Annotated in this window: 12 protein-coding genes; 3 read left to right on the top strand and 9 right to left on the bottom strand. The window is 65.7% G+C overall.

The features are described 5' to 3' along the window. The first annotated feature begins 18 nt into the window (after positions 1–18). Positions 19–846 (top strand): hypothetical protein, encoded by an 828-nt coding sequence (locus AB0362_RS02845; RefSeq protein ID WP_366234773.1) that lies wholly within the window; start codon positions 19–21, stop codon positions 844–846. Between the two features lie 35 nt (positions 847–881). On the opposite strand, the gene AB0362_RS02840 is transcribed toward AB0362_RS02845, so the two are convergent. The 8 genes from AB0362_RS02840 to AB0362_RS02805 all read right to left on the bottom strand — a co-directional run bounded on the left by AB0362_RS02840 (position 882) and on the right by AB0362_RS02805 (position 9,723). Then, entirely contained in the window at positions 882–1,961 is a 1,080-nt protein-coding gene (locus AB0362_RS02840) for a ferrochelatase (RefSeq protein ID WP_317784696.1), read from the bottom strand. 103 nt (positions 1,962–2,064) lie between these two features. After that, positions 2,065–2,889 carry an NADH-dependent enoyl-ACP reductase InhA gene (gene inhA, locus AB0362_RS02835; RefSeq protein WP_032377850.1) on the bottom strand — a complete coding sequence of 275 codons (825 nt, stop codon included), beginning with the start codon at positions 2,887–2,889 and terminating at the stop codon, positions 2,065–2,067. 60 nt (positions 2,890–2,949) lie between these two features. After that, a complete protein-coding gene (gene fabG1 / locus AB0362_RS02830; protein WP_068050494.1) occupies positions 2,950–3,672 on the bottom strand; it encodes a 3-oxoacyl-ACP reductase FabG1 in 723 nt (240 codons plus the stop codon). A 66-nt stretch (positions 3,673–3,738) separates the two neighbouring features. Further along, a complete protein-coding gene (locus tag AB0362_RS02825; RefSeq protein WP_068050495.1) occupies positions 3,739–4,731 on the bottom strand; it encodes a VWA domain-containing protein in 993 nt (330 codons plus the stop codon). Continuing rightward, positions 4,728–5,723, bottom strand: coding sequence for a DUF58 domain-containing protein (locus tag AB0362_RS02820; RefSeq protein WP_231893710.1), 996 nt, complete (start codon positions 5,721–5,723; stop codon positions 4,728–4,730). Before AB0362_RS02820 ends, AB0362_RS02825 begins: the two co-directional genes overlap by 4 nt. Then, positions 5,720–7,090: a MoxR family ATPase gene (locus AB0362_RS02815; protein WP_366234772.1), complete on the bottom strand. Its 1,371-nt coding sequence runs from the start codon at positions 7,088–7,090 to the stop codon at positions 5,720–5,722. The genes AB0362_RS02820 and AB0362_RS02815 overlap by 4 nt, the downstream gene beginning before the upstream one ends. 121 nt (positions 7,091–7,211) lie before the next feature. Continuing rightward, positions 7,212–8,741 (bottom strand): NlpC/P60 family protein, encoded by a 1,530-nt coding sequence (locus tag AB0362_RS02810; RefSeq protein WP_149405816.1) that lies wholly within the window; start codon positions 8,739–8,741, stop codon positions 7,212–7,214. A 439-nt stretch (positions 8,742–9,180) separates the two neighbouring features. Further along, positions 9,181–9,723 carry a DUF6676 family protein gene (locus AB0362_RS02805; RefSeq protein ID WP_366234771.1) on the bottom strand — a complete coding sequence of 181 codons (543 nt, stop codon included), beginning with the start codon at positions 9,721–9,723 and terminating at the stop codon, positions 9,181–9,183. 348 nt (positions 9,724–10,071) lie between these two features. Between AB0362_RS02805 and AB0362_RS02800 the strand changes: the two genes are divergently transcribed. Both AB0362_RS02800 and AB0362_RS02795 read left to right on the top strand, forming a co-directional pair. Then, a complete protein-coding gene (locus AB0362_RS02800) occupies positions 10,072–12,882 on the top strand; it encodes an aconitate hydratase (protein WP_283346929.1) in 2,811 nt (936 codons plus the stop codon). 113 nt (positions 12,883–12,995) lie between these two features. After that, entirely contained in the window at positions 12,996–13,571 is a 576-nt protein-coding gene (locus tag AB0362_RS02795; RefSeq protein WP_068282405.1) for a TetR/AcrR family transcriptional regulator, read from the top strand. 14 nt (positions 13,572–13,585) lie between these two features. Here the strand turns inward: AB0362_RS02795 and AB0362_RS02790 are convergent, their stop codons facing one another. After that, complete coding sequence (locus AB0362_RS02790) at positions 13,586–15,217, bottom strand: ABC-F family ATP-binding cassette domain-containing protein (RefSeq protein WP_317784693.1); 1,632 nt, start codon at positions 15,215–15,217, stop codon at positions 13,586–13,588. Positions 15,218–15,313: the final 96 nt, after the last annotated feature.

The following is a 15,313-nucleotide window of genomic DNA, read 5'->3' as shown; positions in this document are numbered from 1 at the left end:
GACCTATGCTCGTGAGTCGTGTGTTCCTCTAGCGCAAGTCTCGCCCTGTGGGCCGGTTCCTGGCTGGCCGGTTCCAGCTCGCCCGACGACGTCATCGACGCGATGTCCGAGTGGGCACCGATGCATCTCGTCGGTGCGGGTGATCCGGACGCTGCCAACGATTTCGGGCTGCAGTACCCCGGCTACGCCGAGGGAATAGCGGGCTTGCTGCATGCGATCAGAGCGGCCGCAACTGCGTCGACGCCCACGGCCGGGGACGATCGGATCAAGCTCGTTCTGCCCGCCCCGGGCGCGGTGAGCGGCCTCCCCGCCAACACGGACTGCTCCCGAGCTGCCCTGAACACCGGTCAAGCGGTGGTGATCGGTACCTCGGGCAACACCGGGATCGGGTTGGTACCCGTCGTCGAGGGGCCGGATGTGTTGCGCTGGACCGTCTACTCGATCGTCGTCCCCGAGCACGGTCATCGGGATCGGGGGTTGGGTGAGGCCGAGTACGAGATGCGTGAGGCCGTCCGCGGTGCGGCCGACGCTCTCGCACGGATGCAGTCGCTACCCACCCGAACCCTCGACGCCGATCCGCGCACTCGTATCGCCGAGTTGATCGCCGACGCGGCGCGGCATCGCTACCCCGCAGACATGTCCGACAGGGCGTTCCGCGTCCTCGAATCGGCGGATCGGGTGGCCGCCATTCTGACGGTCGCGGCGGGATCGGCTCCGTCGGAGGCACCGACCGCGTCGGCAGCTGCAGCACGGGAAGAACTCGTTCGACCGCTCTGGGCTGCGGTGCGCACCGCACGCACCATCGCGGTCGCGACGAGCATCGAAGCGGCGATGCATTCCGCCTGACACCGACGTCCGGACGCGGTGTCAGGCGGCAACGTTCACGACGTGGCAGCGGCGGGCCGGGAGGGCCTGGTGGGCTGCTCACAGCAACCGACGGCGCAGCGACTGCCGTCCAGTGTCGAGCCGTAGCCGGGCACACTGCCGAGACCGCGGCATCGGCCGCCTACTCGGTATTCGTCCACCAGCTCGCGGATCATCCGTGGGAAACGCGCGTCGGATCCGGGAGTGCCTGCGCGCGCGAAGGCCATGCCGAGTTCGCGGGCCTTCTCCTCCGCTTCGGTGTCCAGATCCCACACGACCTCGAGATGGTCGGACACGAATCCGATCGGACACACGATCACGGCGTCGACGGACTTCTCCGACAGCGCTTCGAGATGATCACAGATGTCGGGGTCGAGCCACGGCACCTGCGGGGGCCCGGAGCGGGACTGCCAGACCAGGTCGTAGTCGTCGACGCCCGACGCGGCTGCGACCAGCCTCGAGGCCTCTGCCACCTGACGGCTGTAGAGGTGACCGCCGTCCTCGGGCGGGCCGGCGTTGGCGTCGGCGGCCGAGGGAATGGAGTGTGCGGTGAACACCAGACGCGCGCCGGCGCGGTGCTCCTCGGGCAGTGTGGCTCGCGCCGATGCGACGGCGTCGCTGAACGCGTCGACCATCAGCGGGTGATCGTAGTACTGCCGGATCTTGAGCAGATGCGGCGCATCGTCACCGACGGCGGCGCGGGCCCGGGCGATGTCCTCGTGGTACTGCCTGCATCCGGAGTATCCGCCCCACGCGGAGGTGGGAAACACGAGTGCGTTCCTGATTCCGTCCGACTTCATGGTCGCGACGGTGTCCTCGATCATCGGATGCCAGTTGCGGTTTCCGAAGTAGATCGGCAGATCCACTCCGGCGGAATCGAATTCGACACGGAGGGCGTCGATGATGTCTCGGTTGAGCCGGTTGATCGGCGAGACGCCCCCGAAGTGCATGTAATGCTCGACGACCGCGTCGAGCCGCTCGGGCGGCACTCCACGTCCGCGAGTGACGTTCTCCAGGAAAGGGCGTACGTCGGCGGGCTGTTCCGGCCCGCCGAACGAGAGCACCAACAATGCGTCGAAGTCTCCAGGGGTGGTCATGTGTCCATTGTGCCCCCGTCGCCGACCGGCCCCGGTGGGGGTCCGATCGGCGATCGAAACCTCTCGGTGGGCGAAACCACGTGCGGTTCCGCCCACCGCGGTGTCACATGTTCTCGGGGAGGTACGTGTTGTGGCTGGCTCCACCGTCGACGTACACGATGGATCCGGTGGTGCCGGGCAGCCAATCGGACAGCAACGCGACGATCGACTTCGCGACGACGGTCGGATCGTTGACGTCCCAACCGATGGGAGCGGCGCCGTCCCAGTAGACGTTGAGCTGGTCCATCTTGGCGGCATCACCGGTCGCGGTACCCGCAATCGCCTTGGCGGCGAGAGTCCTGATAGGCCCTGCTGCAACAAGATTGGAGCGGATGCGCTTGGCTGCGCCCACTTCCCGTGCCACGTAACGGTTCACCGACTCGAGGGCGGCCTTCGCCACACCCATCCAGTTGTAGTACGGCATCGAGGTGCGCGGATCGAAGTCCATTCCGACGATGGAGCCACCCTCGTTCATGACCGGGAGCACGGCGCGCGCAAGCGACGCGTAACTCCACGCAGAGATCTCGAATGCCCTCGCGGCATCGGGTCCGGGGCCGTCGAGGAACGGCTTCGCATCGGGGCCCATGAGGGTGCGGGGCGCGAATGCGATCGAGTGCAGAACCCCGTCGATACCTTCCGGTGCCACTTCGCGTACGCGGTCGGCCAGCGCCGCGAGGTGCTCTTCGTTGGTGGCGTCGAGCTCGATCGCCGGGGGCACCTCCTTGGGCAGACGCTGCGCGATGCGGTCGATGAGTCGGAGTCGATCGAACCCGGTGATGATCACCTTGGCACCCTGCTCCTGCGCCATGGCTGCAGCGTGAAAAGCGATCGAGGCGTCGGTGATGATGCCGGTGATGAGAATGGTCTTGCCTTCGAGCAATCCGCCCATAGTGCTGTATTCCTTAATTCGGAGGTGTACGTCTGTCGAAATCGTTGTGCGAGTAGGACTTCAGTGCCCCATGCCCATACCACCGTCGACGGGAATGACCGCACCGGACACGTACGACGAGTCAGGTCCGGCAAGGAAGCTCACCACTGCCGCGACGTCCTCGGGCTGACCGAGACGCTGGAGGGGGATGTATTCCTTTGCCTTGCCGCGCAAGTCGTCCGAGAGTTCTGCCGTCATGTCGGTTTCGATGAAACCCGGGGACACGACGTTCGCCGTGATGGAACGCGAACCCAGTTCCCTCGTGATCGATCGAGCCATTCCGATGACGCCCGCCTTGGACGCTGCGTAGTTGATCTGCCCCGGTCCGCCGGCCATGGCCACGACAGAACTCAGGAAGATCATCCGACCCCAGCGCGCGCGCAACATGGCTCGGTTGGCGCGCTTGGCGACGCGGAAGGCTCCGGTCAGGTTCGCGTCGATCACACGCTGGAACTGGTCCTCGGTCATACGCATCAGCAGCGTGTCGTCGGTGATGCCGGCGTTGGCCACGAGCACCTCGACCGGTCCCTGCTTCTCTTCGACCTCCTTGAAGGCCGCGTCCACCGAGGCGGAGTCGGTGACGTCGCAGACGACTCCGAACAGCCCGTCGGGAGCGCCGGAGCCACGGTGGGTGACGGCCACCTTGTGGCCGTCGGCTTGGAGCCGCTGGGCGATGGCAAGACCGATTCCCCGGTTACCTCCGGTGACGAGTACCGATCGCGCGATGAAGTCAGGTGTGGACATGCCTAGCAACCTATCTGTTCGTCCTGGAATGACAAAGCGAAACTTACTGGTGAGTAAGAACAACGATCACGGGAGACGTTGCCGCATCACCAATGCCGAACCGAGGCCAGCCGATATGCACAGGACGCCGAGTATCAGCCACGGACGCGACGCGTCTCCGCGGGTGATCTCGAACCCGATCTGTTCCTCGAGGGTGTCGTAGACGTCTCTGAGATCCTCGAGCGACGACGCGGAGAAGAAGCTGCCGCCGGACAGATTCGCGATCTCCCGCAATGACGGATCGTCGACCGGTACGGGTACACGTTCGACGCCGTTCTCGTCCTCGATCTCGACGGAGCCGTAGCTCGTGCCGAACGAGATGGTCGAGATGGGCACGTTCTTGTCCTTGGCGGCACGCGCCGCGGTGTACCCGCCGCGGGGGTCGTCGAGGTTCTGCGGAACGGTCTGCTTACCGTCCGAGAGCAGCACGATGCGCGCAGGCGGCGCCGCGTCGCCGCCGCCGAGTATCGCGCCGAGAGTGTCGATCGACTGGAGCGAGGTGAAGATCGACTCGCCGGTGGCCGTTCGTTCGCTGAGTTGCAACCTGTCGATGGCGGATTTGGTGGCCTCGCGGTTGGCCGTGGGCGAGACCAGGACGGACGCCGTTCCGGCGAACGCGACCAACCCGAGATTGATGCCGGGCGTCAGACCGTCGGCGAAGGATTTGGCTGCTTCCTGCGCGGCTGCCAACCGAGTCGGCTCCACGTCGGTGGCCTCCATCGACAGCGACACGTCGATGACGAGCATGACGGTCGCTCGGTTCCGTGGCACCCGCTGGTCCGCCGTGGGACCGGCCAACGCGACGGTCAGGAACATCAGGCCGACCAGAACCAGTGCCGTCGGCAGGTGTCGCAGTCGATTGGGCCGATCCGGCGCAACGGACTCGAGCAGTTCCATGTTGGAGAACCGCAGCACGTGCTTCTGCTTGCGCCGCTGGATCACGACGTAGCCGACCGTCAGTGCGATGACGACGAGGAGAAAGCCCAGCCACCACGGCGAGGCGAAATCGGTCAGGCTCATCGCGGTGCCCGCGCAGTGTTGGTGAACCCGGACCCGATGGTGTGCCTGCGTGCGGTCACGAACCGAACGACGTCTGCGATCCAGTCACCGTCGGTGCGGAGCGTCAATCGGGGTGCACCGCACCGACGTAGCGCCTTCTCGACATCGTCGCGGTGTGCTGCAGCTGCGCGCGCGAAATCTGCACGCAGCCGAGGCGTGGTACTGAATTCGCGAGTGCGGCCGGATTCCGGATCGTGGAGAACCACGTCACCGACGTCGGGCAGTTCCAGATCACGTGGGTCGAGTACCTCGACGGCCAGCACGTCGTGTCGAGCGGAGATGGCCCGAAGCGAGCGCTCCCAATCGATCGGCCCGAGGAAGTCACTGATAACCACAGCCATACCGCGGCGGCGTTCGGGCCGTCGCAGCGCCTCGATGGCAGCGCGCAGGTCACCGCGCACACCGTCGGCCGCAGCCGGCGTCGTGGCAATGGCACGGAGCATCGACTGAGTGTGCACGCGGCCGCCGCGTGCCGGAATGCGGTTGGTCTCGGAACCGGTGGCCACCACCGCGCCGATTCGATTACCGCCGCCGCCGGAAAGATGAGTGATGGCGGCCGAGGCCGCGACCGCGAGATCGCGCTTCTCGCACCCGGTGGTGCCGAAGTCGAGGCTGGCCGACAAGTCGACGACGAGCCAGGTCTCCAGCTCGCGGTCGGCCACGGACTGCCGCACGTGCGGATGCGTCGTACGCGCGGTGACCGACCAGTCCATTTGGCGGACGTCGTCGCCCGGCTGGTATTCCCTGGCGTCGCCCGGTTCCGAACCGGGACCGGGAATCAGCCCGAGATGATCGCCGTGCAGCACCCCGTCCAATCGGCGGCGGACGGTCAGCTCCAAGGTCCGCAGCGCGGCAGCCAGTTTCGGATCGCGCAGTTCACCCGATCGGAAGGACGGCGGCCGAGAGACGACGGCACGGGATGCGGTCACGGGAGCGGTGTCGGATCCGCTCACTGCCCCGGCGTACCGATCGCCGATCCGTCACCCGACGGCTTCTGCAACGACGGTGCCGGCTGACCGTACTGACCGCCCTGTGGCTGCTGAGGTCCCGGCTGCTGCTGAGGTCCCGGCTGCTGCTGGGGTCCGGGCTGCTGCGACGGAGGCATCTGGCCCTGCGCGGGAAACTGCCCCGGAGCGGGAAACTGGCCGGGATGCTGACCCTGGCTCGGGTAGGGGCCCTGTGGCTGACGTCCGTCGAAGTGCGGGCCGTCCGGAGCGGCTCCGTTGCTCTGCGGCACCGGTACCGCCTGCGGTGACACCTGCGGTAACCCGACGGTCTGCAGCACCCGGGAGATGACCGTCTCCGGGGTCACCTCGTCGGCCAGAGCGTCGTAGGACAGCACGAGACGGTGCCGGAGCACATCGGGGATGACCTCGAGAACGTCCTGGGGAACGACGTAGTCGCGACCACGGAGCAGAGCCAGTGCGCGGGAGGCGGCGATGATGCCGAGCGTCGCACGCGGCGATGCACCGTAGGCGATCCAGCTGGCCACGTCGTCCATGCCGAACTGCTCGGGAGTTCGAGTAGCAGAGATGACCCGGACCACGTAGTCGACGAGCGCATGGTGCACGAACACCGAGCTGGCCAGATTCTGCAGGCGAACCAACTCGACCGGGTCCAGGATCTGCTTGGGCTCGGGGGCTTTGATTCCCATGCGGTAGACGATCTCGCGCTCTTCCTCGACCGTCGGGTAGTCGACCACGATCTTGAACAGGAATCGGTCTCGCTGCGCTTCGGGAAGGGGGTAGACACCCTCGTTCTCGATGGGGTTCTGCGTTGCCATCACCAGGAACGGATCCGGCATCGGAAACGTCTTGCCGCCGATGGTCACGTGTCGTTCTGCCATGACCTCGAGCAGAGCGGACTGAACCTTGGCCGGTGCACGGTTGATCTCGTCGGCCAGCACGAAGTTGGCCACGACGGGTCCGAGTTCGGTGTCGAACTCCTCACGGCCCTGACGGTAGATGCGAGTGCCGACGAGGTCGGTGGGAACCAGGTCGGGCGTGAACTGAACTCGCGAGAACGAGCCACCGACCACACGTGCGAACGTCTCGACGGCAAGGGTCTTCGCGACGCCGGGAACACCCTCGAGCAACACGTGTCCGCGGGCGAGCAACCCCACCAGAATGCGCTCGACCAGCCGATCCTGACCGACGATCACGCGCTTGACCTCGTACACGGCTTTCTCGAGAAGCTGGACGTCCTCGGCCAAGGCCGGACTGTCCACCCGCTTCGGCTCCACACCCGGTGGATTCGACGTCTCGGACTCGACTCGCGTCGACCCCTCGTCGTTCGAAATCCGGCCGTCACGTGATGTCACCAAGAATTCACCGCTTTCAGTCGATCGTCGTCGGGCACGTTTCATACCGCCGCAATCAACTATTCCAGGTGTTCGGCACGCGCGCCGAAAGGCACCCCCGACGCGCGCGCCGGATCCGCGCTCAGGACACCATGCGCACGGCGTACGGCGTCATTCCGCTGTATCGCACGTCGGACACCTTGACCACCGAACCCGACTGCGGAGCTTCGAGCATCTTGCCGTCGCCGAGGTAGAGCGCGACGTGTTGGCTGGCGTTGGGTCCGTAGAAGATCATGTCGCCCCGCTTCATCTCCGAGGACGGCACCTGCTTACCCGCTGTGTACTGGTAACCGGTGTAGTGCGGCAGCGAGATCCCCAGGCCCGCGAAGGCGTAGATCATCAGCCCCGAGCAATCGAAGCCGACCTTGTTGTAGTCGCCGTAGCTGTCCGCGACTCCGCCGTCCCTGATGCCCTTGGTCGGTCCGTTCTCGTCGCCGCCACCCCACGAGTACGGCACGCCGAGTTGACTCATGCCGCGGTCGATCGCCAACTCGACGGCTGCGCTTCCGGTCACCGACGGGGTCGTGGACGTCTTCGGTTTGGCGGGCGTCTTCGGCGTGGTGGGAGTGCTCGGCGTGGTCGGGGTGGTCGCGGTGGAACTGTCCGAGTCGGTCGATGCGCTCGAATCCTCGTCCACGTCCACGTGTGAACGCTGGCCCTCGGCGATGGCCGCCGCGCGTTGCTGCGCCGCCAGGTTGGCCGATACTCGCGCCGCTGCCTGCACGGCGGCTTCCTTCGCTGCGGCCGTGGCGGCGGCGATGGCCGCGTCCTCGGCCGCCTTCTGCGCCTCCCAGGTGCCGTACGCCGCACGCTGATCCTGCAGACCGGCGACGTTGCTGCGGGCGGCGTCGAGTTCGGACTGCGCCGAGTCGCGCTGTGATTCGATCGTGGCCTTCCGGTCGGCCTCTGCCTGCAGCGCTGCCTGCGCCTCGGCGATGGCCTGTTCGGCCTCTGCTTTCTTGGCCTCGGCTTCCGAGGCGGCCGCGTCGGCCTGCTGCTTGGATTCACGCGCCGCCGAATCGCGGTTCGCCTGCTCGGTACGGGCCCGTTGCAAGCCGTCGAGTACCGCGTTCTGGCTGTTGGAGAGCACCTTGAGGACCTGGGCGCGGTCCAGGACATCGTCGGGTCCGCTGGATCCGAGGAACGATGCCATCGAGGCAACCCCGGAGCCCTGGGTGTAGCTGGATTTGGCGAACTCGTCGAACTTCTTCTGGGCTGCCTGGATCTGGGTGCCCGCATCGGCAAGAGCCTGCTGCGCGGCACCGACGACGGCCGCAGCGACATCGGCCGCGTCACGCGCATTCTGCAGATCGACGAGGGCCTTGTTGACGCCTTCCCGCTTCGACGCCACCTCGTCGTCGAGTTGGGCGAGTTGCTGGTTGGCCGACGCGATCGCGTCGATCAGCTGACCCACCTGGCCGAGGCTCGAATCGACGGCGCTGCCTGCGGCGGCGAGATCGGTGTCCGAGGGGTTGGGCGGTGGCGGAGGTACCGCGGCGGCAACCCCGGGAAGGGTCGCCGTCAACGCGAGAACGAGGCCTACGCCCACCAGCACGAATCGGGTACGGACGAGTGCACGGCGGTGAGTTCCGCGGACTTGACGTCGGCTCACAAATGTCTCCCTCGGGTCCGGCACTCACTCGGGTTCGCGTCGAACCGTCGTGCCGTCGAGGTGCTCTCCGTCCTCCACCCCGATCGCAGGTGACGGTGAGCGTTCTCGCCGGGCAGGAAAGAAACACGCAGCGATACGACAGGTGCGAACCACGTCAGTCACACCCGAAGCAGTGGCCTCCCGAGTTCCCCACGGATGACAACCGCCTTCTGCGACACTCCTTCCCCAGCAGTGCCAATGGCACCGTACGACACTTCGCACCCTAAGGAAACTCCAGTCACAAATGACACATTGGTAATTCCACCAGGCACAACGCCGTGAACTCGGGGTTTACCGGAAACAATTTTTCCGACTTTTTCGGACGACCTCACGGTCACGATCGCGACCGGGTCCGACAGTGCGGGTGTCGGTCACTCGAACGACACGCGCAGGAGAGTGCTCAGTCGCTGACGGACTCGCTGTGAGCGTGATCCTTCGACTCCGAACGAGAACGGTATCTGCGGACCTTAACGGCAGCGGTCAGGGTCGCAACCGCGGCGACGACGATGACCAGGCCGCCGGTGAGCAGGCCCCACGGCGTCTGGTCCTCGACGAGGGTGTCGACGAAGTTGTCCGCGGCGACGACGTGGTTGCCGGTGTAGGTACGGTCCTGGCCTGCTTCGAGGGTCACCCGACTGATCGAGTCGCTGAACGTGCCCACCTGACCGGGACTGAGCACGAGAACCGTGCCACCCTCACGCGCTCCGATAGCGGTGGCGAGGTCGCGAAGTTGCGAGTCGTGGCGAGGTTCGGTCGGCACGATCACGATGCTCAGGTCGATGCCGTGGTCCTCGGCGCGCGCAACGGCCGCAGACAACCCTGCTTCTTCGTCGGCGGGGGCACTGACACCGGACTCGCGGACCGTGGCGACGATGCTGTCGACGTCCAGACCTGCCGGTATGTCGGTGGCAAGTGGGGAAACGGCGTGAATCGGCTCAGGCATCTCTCGTCCAGTCGGTAGGAACCAGTCGGATCGAACCCTACGTCACCGCCGCGCCCGTACCTGGTAGGCCCGCAGGTCCGACGCAACTACTGAGGTCGCCCTTCATTGCGCAGCCGGGAGCACTACGTGAGGATCGTCCTGTGGATCGGTCTCGCGACACCCACCGAGGACCGGACCGCAGGTTTTCACAGGACAAGCGTACTGTTAGACTTCCATCGAGACACCGACTGTGCGTCCGCCTCGAACTCTCGTTACCGAGATTCGAGGCCGAGGCCCGCAGTCGGAGCCTCGCTTCAACCGTCGACACAGCCCCGTCGGCGGTGTGCCTCATAGACGAGTGGAGCTGAAGTGACCGCAAGTAAAGATTCATTCGGTGCAAAGGGCACCCTCGAAGTCGGCGAGAACTCGTACGAGATCTTCCGACTGTCGGCTTTGCCCGGTGCCGAGAAGTTGCCCTACGCACTGAAGGTCCTCGCGGAGAACCTCCTTCGCACCGAGGACGGTGCGAACATCACCGCCGACCACATTCGTTCGATTGCCTCGTGGGATCCGTCCGCAGAGCCGAGCTTCGAAATCCAGTTCACCCCTGCACGCGTCATCATGCAGGACTTCACCGGTGTTCCGTGCATCGTCGACCTCGCCACCATGCGTGAAGCCGTCACCACCCTGGGCGGCGACCCCAACAAGGTCAACCCCCTCTCCCCCGCCGACATGGTCATCGACCACTCGGTCATCCTCGACGTCTTCGGCCGCGCCGATGCTCTCGAGCGCAACGTCGACCTCGAGTACGAGCGCAACGGTGAGCGCTACCAGTTCCTGCGTTGGGGACAGGGCGCATTCGACGACTTCAAGGTCGTCCCCCCGGGCATGGGCATCGTGCACCAGGTCAACATCGAGTACCTCGCACCGACGATCATGACCCGCAAGGGCCAGGCCTACCCCGACACCTGCGTCGGCACCGACTCGCACACCACGATGGTCAACGGCCTCGGCGTGTTGGGCTGGGGCGTCGGCGGCATCGAAGCAGAGGCGGCCATGCTCGGCCAGCCCGTCTCGATGCTCATCCCCCGCGTCGTCGGCTTCAAGCTCTCCGGCGAGATCCAGCCCGGCGTCACCGCGACCGACGTGGTGCTGACCGCAACCGAGATGCTGCGCAAGCACGGCGTCGTCGGCAAGTTCGTGGAGTTCTACGGCGAAGGCGTGGCCGAGGTTCCGCTGGCGAACCGCGCCACCCTGGGCAACATGAGCCCCGAGTTCGGTTCCACCGCAGCGATCTTCCCGATCGACGAGGAAACCATCAACTACCTGCGCCTGACCGGCCGCAGCGACGAGCAGCTCGCTCTCGTCGAGGCGTACGCCAAGGAACAGGGCATGTGGCACGACCCGAAGAACGAGGCCGTGTACTCCGAGTACATCGAACTCGACCTCAACACGGTCGTGCCGTCCATCGCAGGCCCGAAGCGCCCGCAGGACCGAATCCTGTTGTCCGAGTCCAAGGTTGCGTTCCGCAAGGACATCCACAACTACGTCGAGGAGAACCACCCCAAGCACGAGGGTGACAGCAAGCTCGACGAGGCCCTCGACGAATCCTTCCCGGCCAGCGACTCCGCTTCGCTGAGCTTCGCCGAAGAGGATTCCGTCGACGTTCGTTCTGCCGCATACGGCTCCGAGGGTCGTCCGAGCAAGCCGGTTCGCGTCACCACCGACGAGGCAGGCGAATTCGTGCTCGATCACGGCGCCGTCGTGGTCGCGGGCATCACCTCCTGCACCAATACCTCGAACCCGTCGGTCATGCTCGGCGCGGCACTGCTCGCCCGCAACGCCGTCGAGAAGGGCCTGTCCACCAAGCCCTGGGTCAAGACCAACATGGCACCCGGCTCGCAGGTCGTCACCGACTACTACGAGAAGGCCGGCCTCTGGCCGTACCTCGAGAAGCTCGGCTACTACCTCGGCGGTTACGGCTGCACCACGTGCATCGGCAACACCGGTCCCTTGCTCGAGCCGATCTCGAAGGCGATCAACGACAACGACCTCTCGGTCACCGCTGTGCTGTCGGGTAACCGCAACTTCGAGGGCCGCATCTCCCCCGACGTCAAGATGAACTACCTGGCCTCACCGCCGCTGGTCATCGCCTACGGCCTCGCGGGCACGATGGACTTCGACTTCGAGACCGACGCCCTCGGTGAGGATCACGAGGGCAACCCGGTGTTCCTGAAGGACATCTGGCCGTCCACGCAGGAGATCGAAGAGACCATCCAGTCCTCGATCAGCCGGGACATGTTCACCAAGTCCTACGACACCATCTTCGCCGGCGACAGCCGCTGGCAGAATCTCTCCACCCCCGAGGGCGACACGTTCGAGTGGGATCCCAACTCCACGTACGTGCGCAAGCCTCCGTACTTCGACGGCATGACGATGGATCCGGCTCCGGTCGAGGACATCAAGGGCGCACGCGTCTTGGCCCTGCTCGGCGATTCGGTCACCACCGACCACATCAGCCCGGCAGGCCCCATCAAGGCAGGCACGCCTGCCGCGCAGTACCTCGATTCACACGGTGTCGAGCGCAAGGACTACAACTCGCTCGGTTCGCGTCGTGGAAACCACGAGGTCATGATTCGCGGAACGTTCGCGAACATTCGCCTGAAGAACCAGCTCCTCGACGACGTCTCGGGCGGTTACACCCGTGACTTCACGCAGGACGGTGGACCGCAGTCCTTCATCTACGACGCGTCGCAGAACTACCAGAAGGCCGGCATCCCGCTGGTCGTGCTGGGCGGCAAGGAGTACGGCAGCGGCTCCTCGCGCGACTGGGCGGCCAAGGGCACCTCGCTCCTCGGAGTCAAGGCCGTCATCACCGAGTCGTTCGAGCGCATCCACCGCTCCAACCTCATCGGCATGGGCGTCGTTCCCCTGCAGTTCCCGGCCGGTGAGAGCGCAGCGTCGCTCAAGCTGGACGGCACCGAGACGTTCGACATCGTCGGCGTCGCGAAGCTGAACGAAGGCACCACCCCGAAGACGATGACCGTCATCGCCACCAAGGAAGACGGCACGAAGGTCGAATTCGAGGCCGTGGTTCGCATCGACACCCCGGGTGAAGCGGACTACTACCGCAACGGCGGCATCCTGCAGTACGTGCTGCGCAACATGATCAGAGGCTGAGTGCGCGTCGTCTGACGTATGCCTCGAACGGCGATGGGCCCGGAACCGACAACGTGTTTCCGGGCCCATCGCCGTATCGGTCGAGGCCCTCATCGAAAGTAGGAAACCCACACGTGCCCAAGGTCAGCGAAGACCACCTGGCCGCCCGTCGAAGCGAAATTCTCGACGGCGCGCGCAAGTGCTTCGGCGAGTTCGGTTACGAGGGCGCGACGGTACGGCGCCTGGAAGAGGCCACCGGCCTGTCGCGCGGAGCCATATTCCACCACTTCAAGGACAAGGACGGTCTCTTCCTCGCGCTGGCGCAGGAAGATGCCCGACGCATGGCCGAGGTCGCGTCCACCCAGGGCCTGGTGCAGGTGATGCGAGACATGTTGGCGCAACCCGAACAATTCGAGTGGCTCGGAACGCGGCTCGAGATCACCCGACGACTACGCACGGACGCGGACTTCCGGAGCAGCTGGGCCGAACGGTCTGCAGAGCTGACCGACGCGACGCTGGGGCGACTCGAGCGTCAGAAGACCGCAGGAAGACTGCGCGACGACATTCCCAACGACGTCCTCGCCGACTACCTGGATCTCGTGCTGGACGGCCTGGTGGCGCGCATCGCGTCGGGCCACGGTAGGTCCAACCTCTCGGCGATCCTGGACTTGGTCGAGGAGTCGGTTCGCAGGCAAGACCGATCGGAATGACCCTGGCGAGCAGGTCAGGCCAACTGGATCAGTTCCAGGTACTCCTGCGACCAGTGGTCCTCGGTACCGTCGGGAAGCAGAATCACCCGCTCGGGTGAGAGCGCTTCGGCGGCACCGGGATCGTGGGTGACCAGTACGACGGCACCCTTGTAGCTGCGGAGTGCGTCGAGGACCTGCTCGCGTGAGATCGGGTCGAGGTTGTTGGTCGGTTCGTCGAGCAGCAACACGTTCGCCGCCGAGGACACCAAGCCGGCGAGTGCCAGGCGGGTCTTCTCACCGCCCGAGAGTGTTCCTGCCGGCTGCTCGAGCTGGGGCCCGGTGAACATGAAGGCACCGAGAAGCGATCTGAGCTCCTGCTCGCCGGTGTCGGGTGCCGCATGCCGGATGTTCTCCCATACCGACGCGTGATCGTCGAGGGTGTCGTGCTCCTGGGCGAAGTAGCCCACACGCATGCCGTGGCCCGGCTCGATCTCGCCGGTGTCGGCTTTCTCGGTGCCCGCGAGGATCCGCAGCAGCGTCGTCTTGCCCGCACCGTTGAGGCCGAGCACGACAACTCGACTTCCTCGGTCGATGGCCAGGTCGACGCCGGCAAAGATCTCCAGCGACCCGTACATCTTGGTGAGGTTCTTGGCCATCAACGGTGTCTTGCCGCACGGAGCCGGCTCGGGAAAGCGAATGTGCGCAACCTTGTCGGATACGCGCTCCGCATCGAGGTTGGCCATCAGCTTGTCTGCGCGCTTCGCCATGTTCTGTGCCGCAACGGCTTTCGTCGCCTTGGCCCCCATCTTGGCGGCCTGGACGCGTAGTGCGCCCGCCTTCTTCTCGGCGTTGGCGCGCTCGCGACGACGCCGTTGCTCGTCCGTGGCGCGGGCGTCGAGGTACTTCTTCCAGTTCATGTTGTAGATGTCGGCTTCGCCGCGCACTGCGTCGAGGAACCACACCCGATTCACCACGTCTCCGAGCAGTTCGACATCGTGACTGATCACGATGAGTCCGCCCTCGTGGCTCTGCAGGAATCCGCGCAACCAGGTGATGGAATCGGCGTCGAGGTGGTTGGTGGGCTCGTCGAGCAGCAATGTGGTGTTCGAGCGTCCGCCACTGCCGTCGGACGCGGCGAACAGAATTCGAGCCAGTTCGACGCGTCGGCGCTGACCACCGGAGAGGGTCCGCAGCGGCTGACCGAGGATGCGGTCGGCCAGACCGAGGCTGTTGCAGATTCGGGCCGCCTCGCTCTCGGCCTCGTAGCCGCCGAGGGATGCGAACCGCTCTTCGAGTTCGCCGTACTTGCGCACGGCCTTGTCGAGCAGCGCCTCGTCGGCCACCTCGGCCATCAGTGCCTGCTGCTTCTCCATGCTGTGCAGGAGGGTGTCCAGGCCCCGGGCCGAGAGCACTCGATCCTTGGCCAGCACGTCGAGGTCGCCTTCTTTGGGATCCTGTGGAAGGTAGCCGAGCTCTCCGGTACGTACGACCTCGCCCGCATACGGCTCTCCCTCACCTGCCAGGATGCGCAGCGTGGTGGTCTTGCCTGCCCCGTTGCGGCCCACCAACCCGATGCGGTCGCCTGCCTGTACGCGGAGCGCGGGCCCCTCGGTGGACAGAAGGGTCCGCACACCGGCACGAACTTCCAGGTCGGTGGCGGTGATCACGCGTGCGCTCCTAGCGATTGCCGAACAAGACCGTTGCCCGTCGACCGACGAGCGAACTCAGGTGTGCCGTCGAACGGCACAGCAAACTCCCATTTT

Source organism: Rhodococcus sp. NPDC079359 (assembly GCF_040702585.1).
Taxonomy (GTDB): Bacteria; Actinomycetota; Actinomycetes; order Mycobacteriales; family Mycobacteriaceae; genus Rhodococcoides.
The sequence above is the reverse complement of the archived record's forward strand: the minus strand, read 5'-3'. Positions and strand labels throughout refer to the sequence as shown.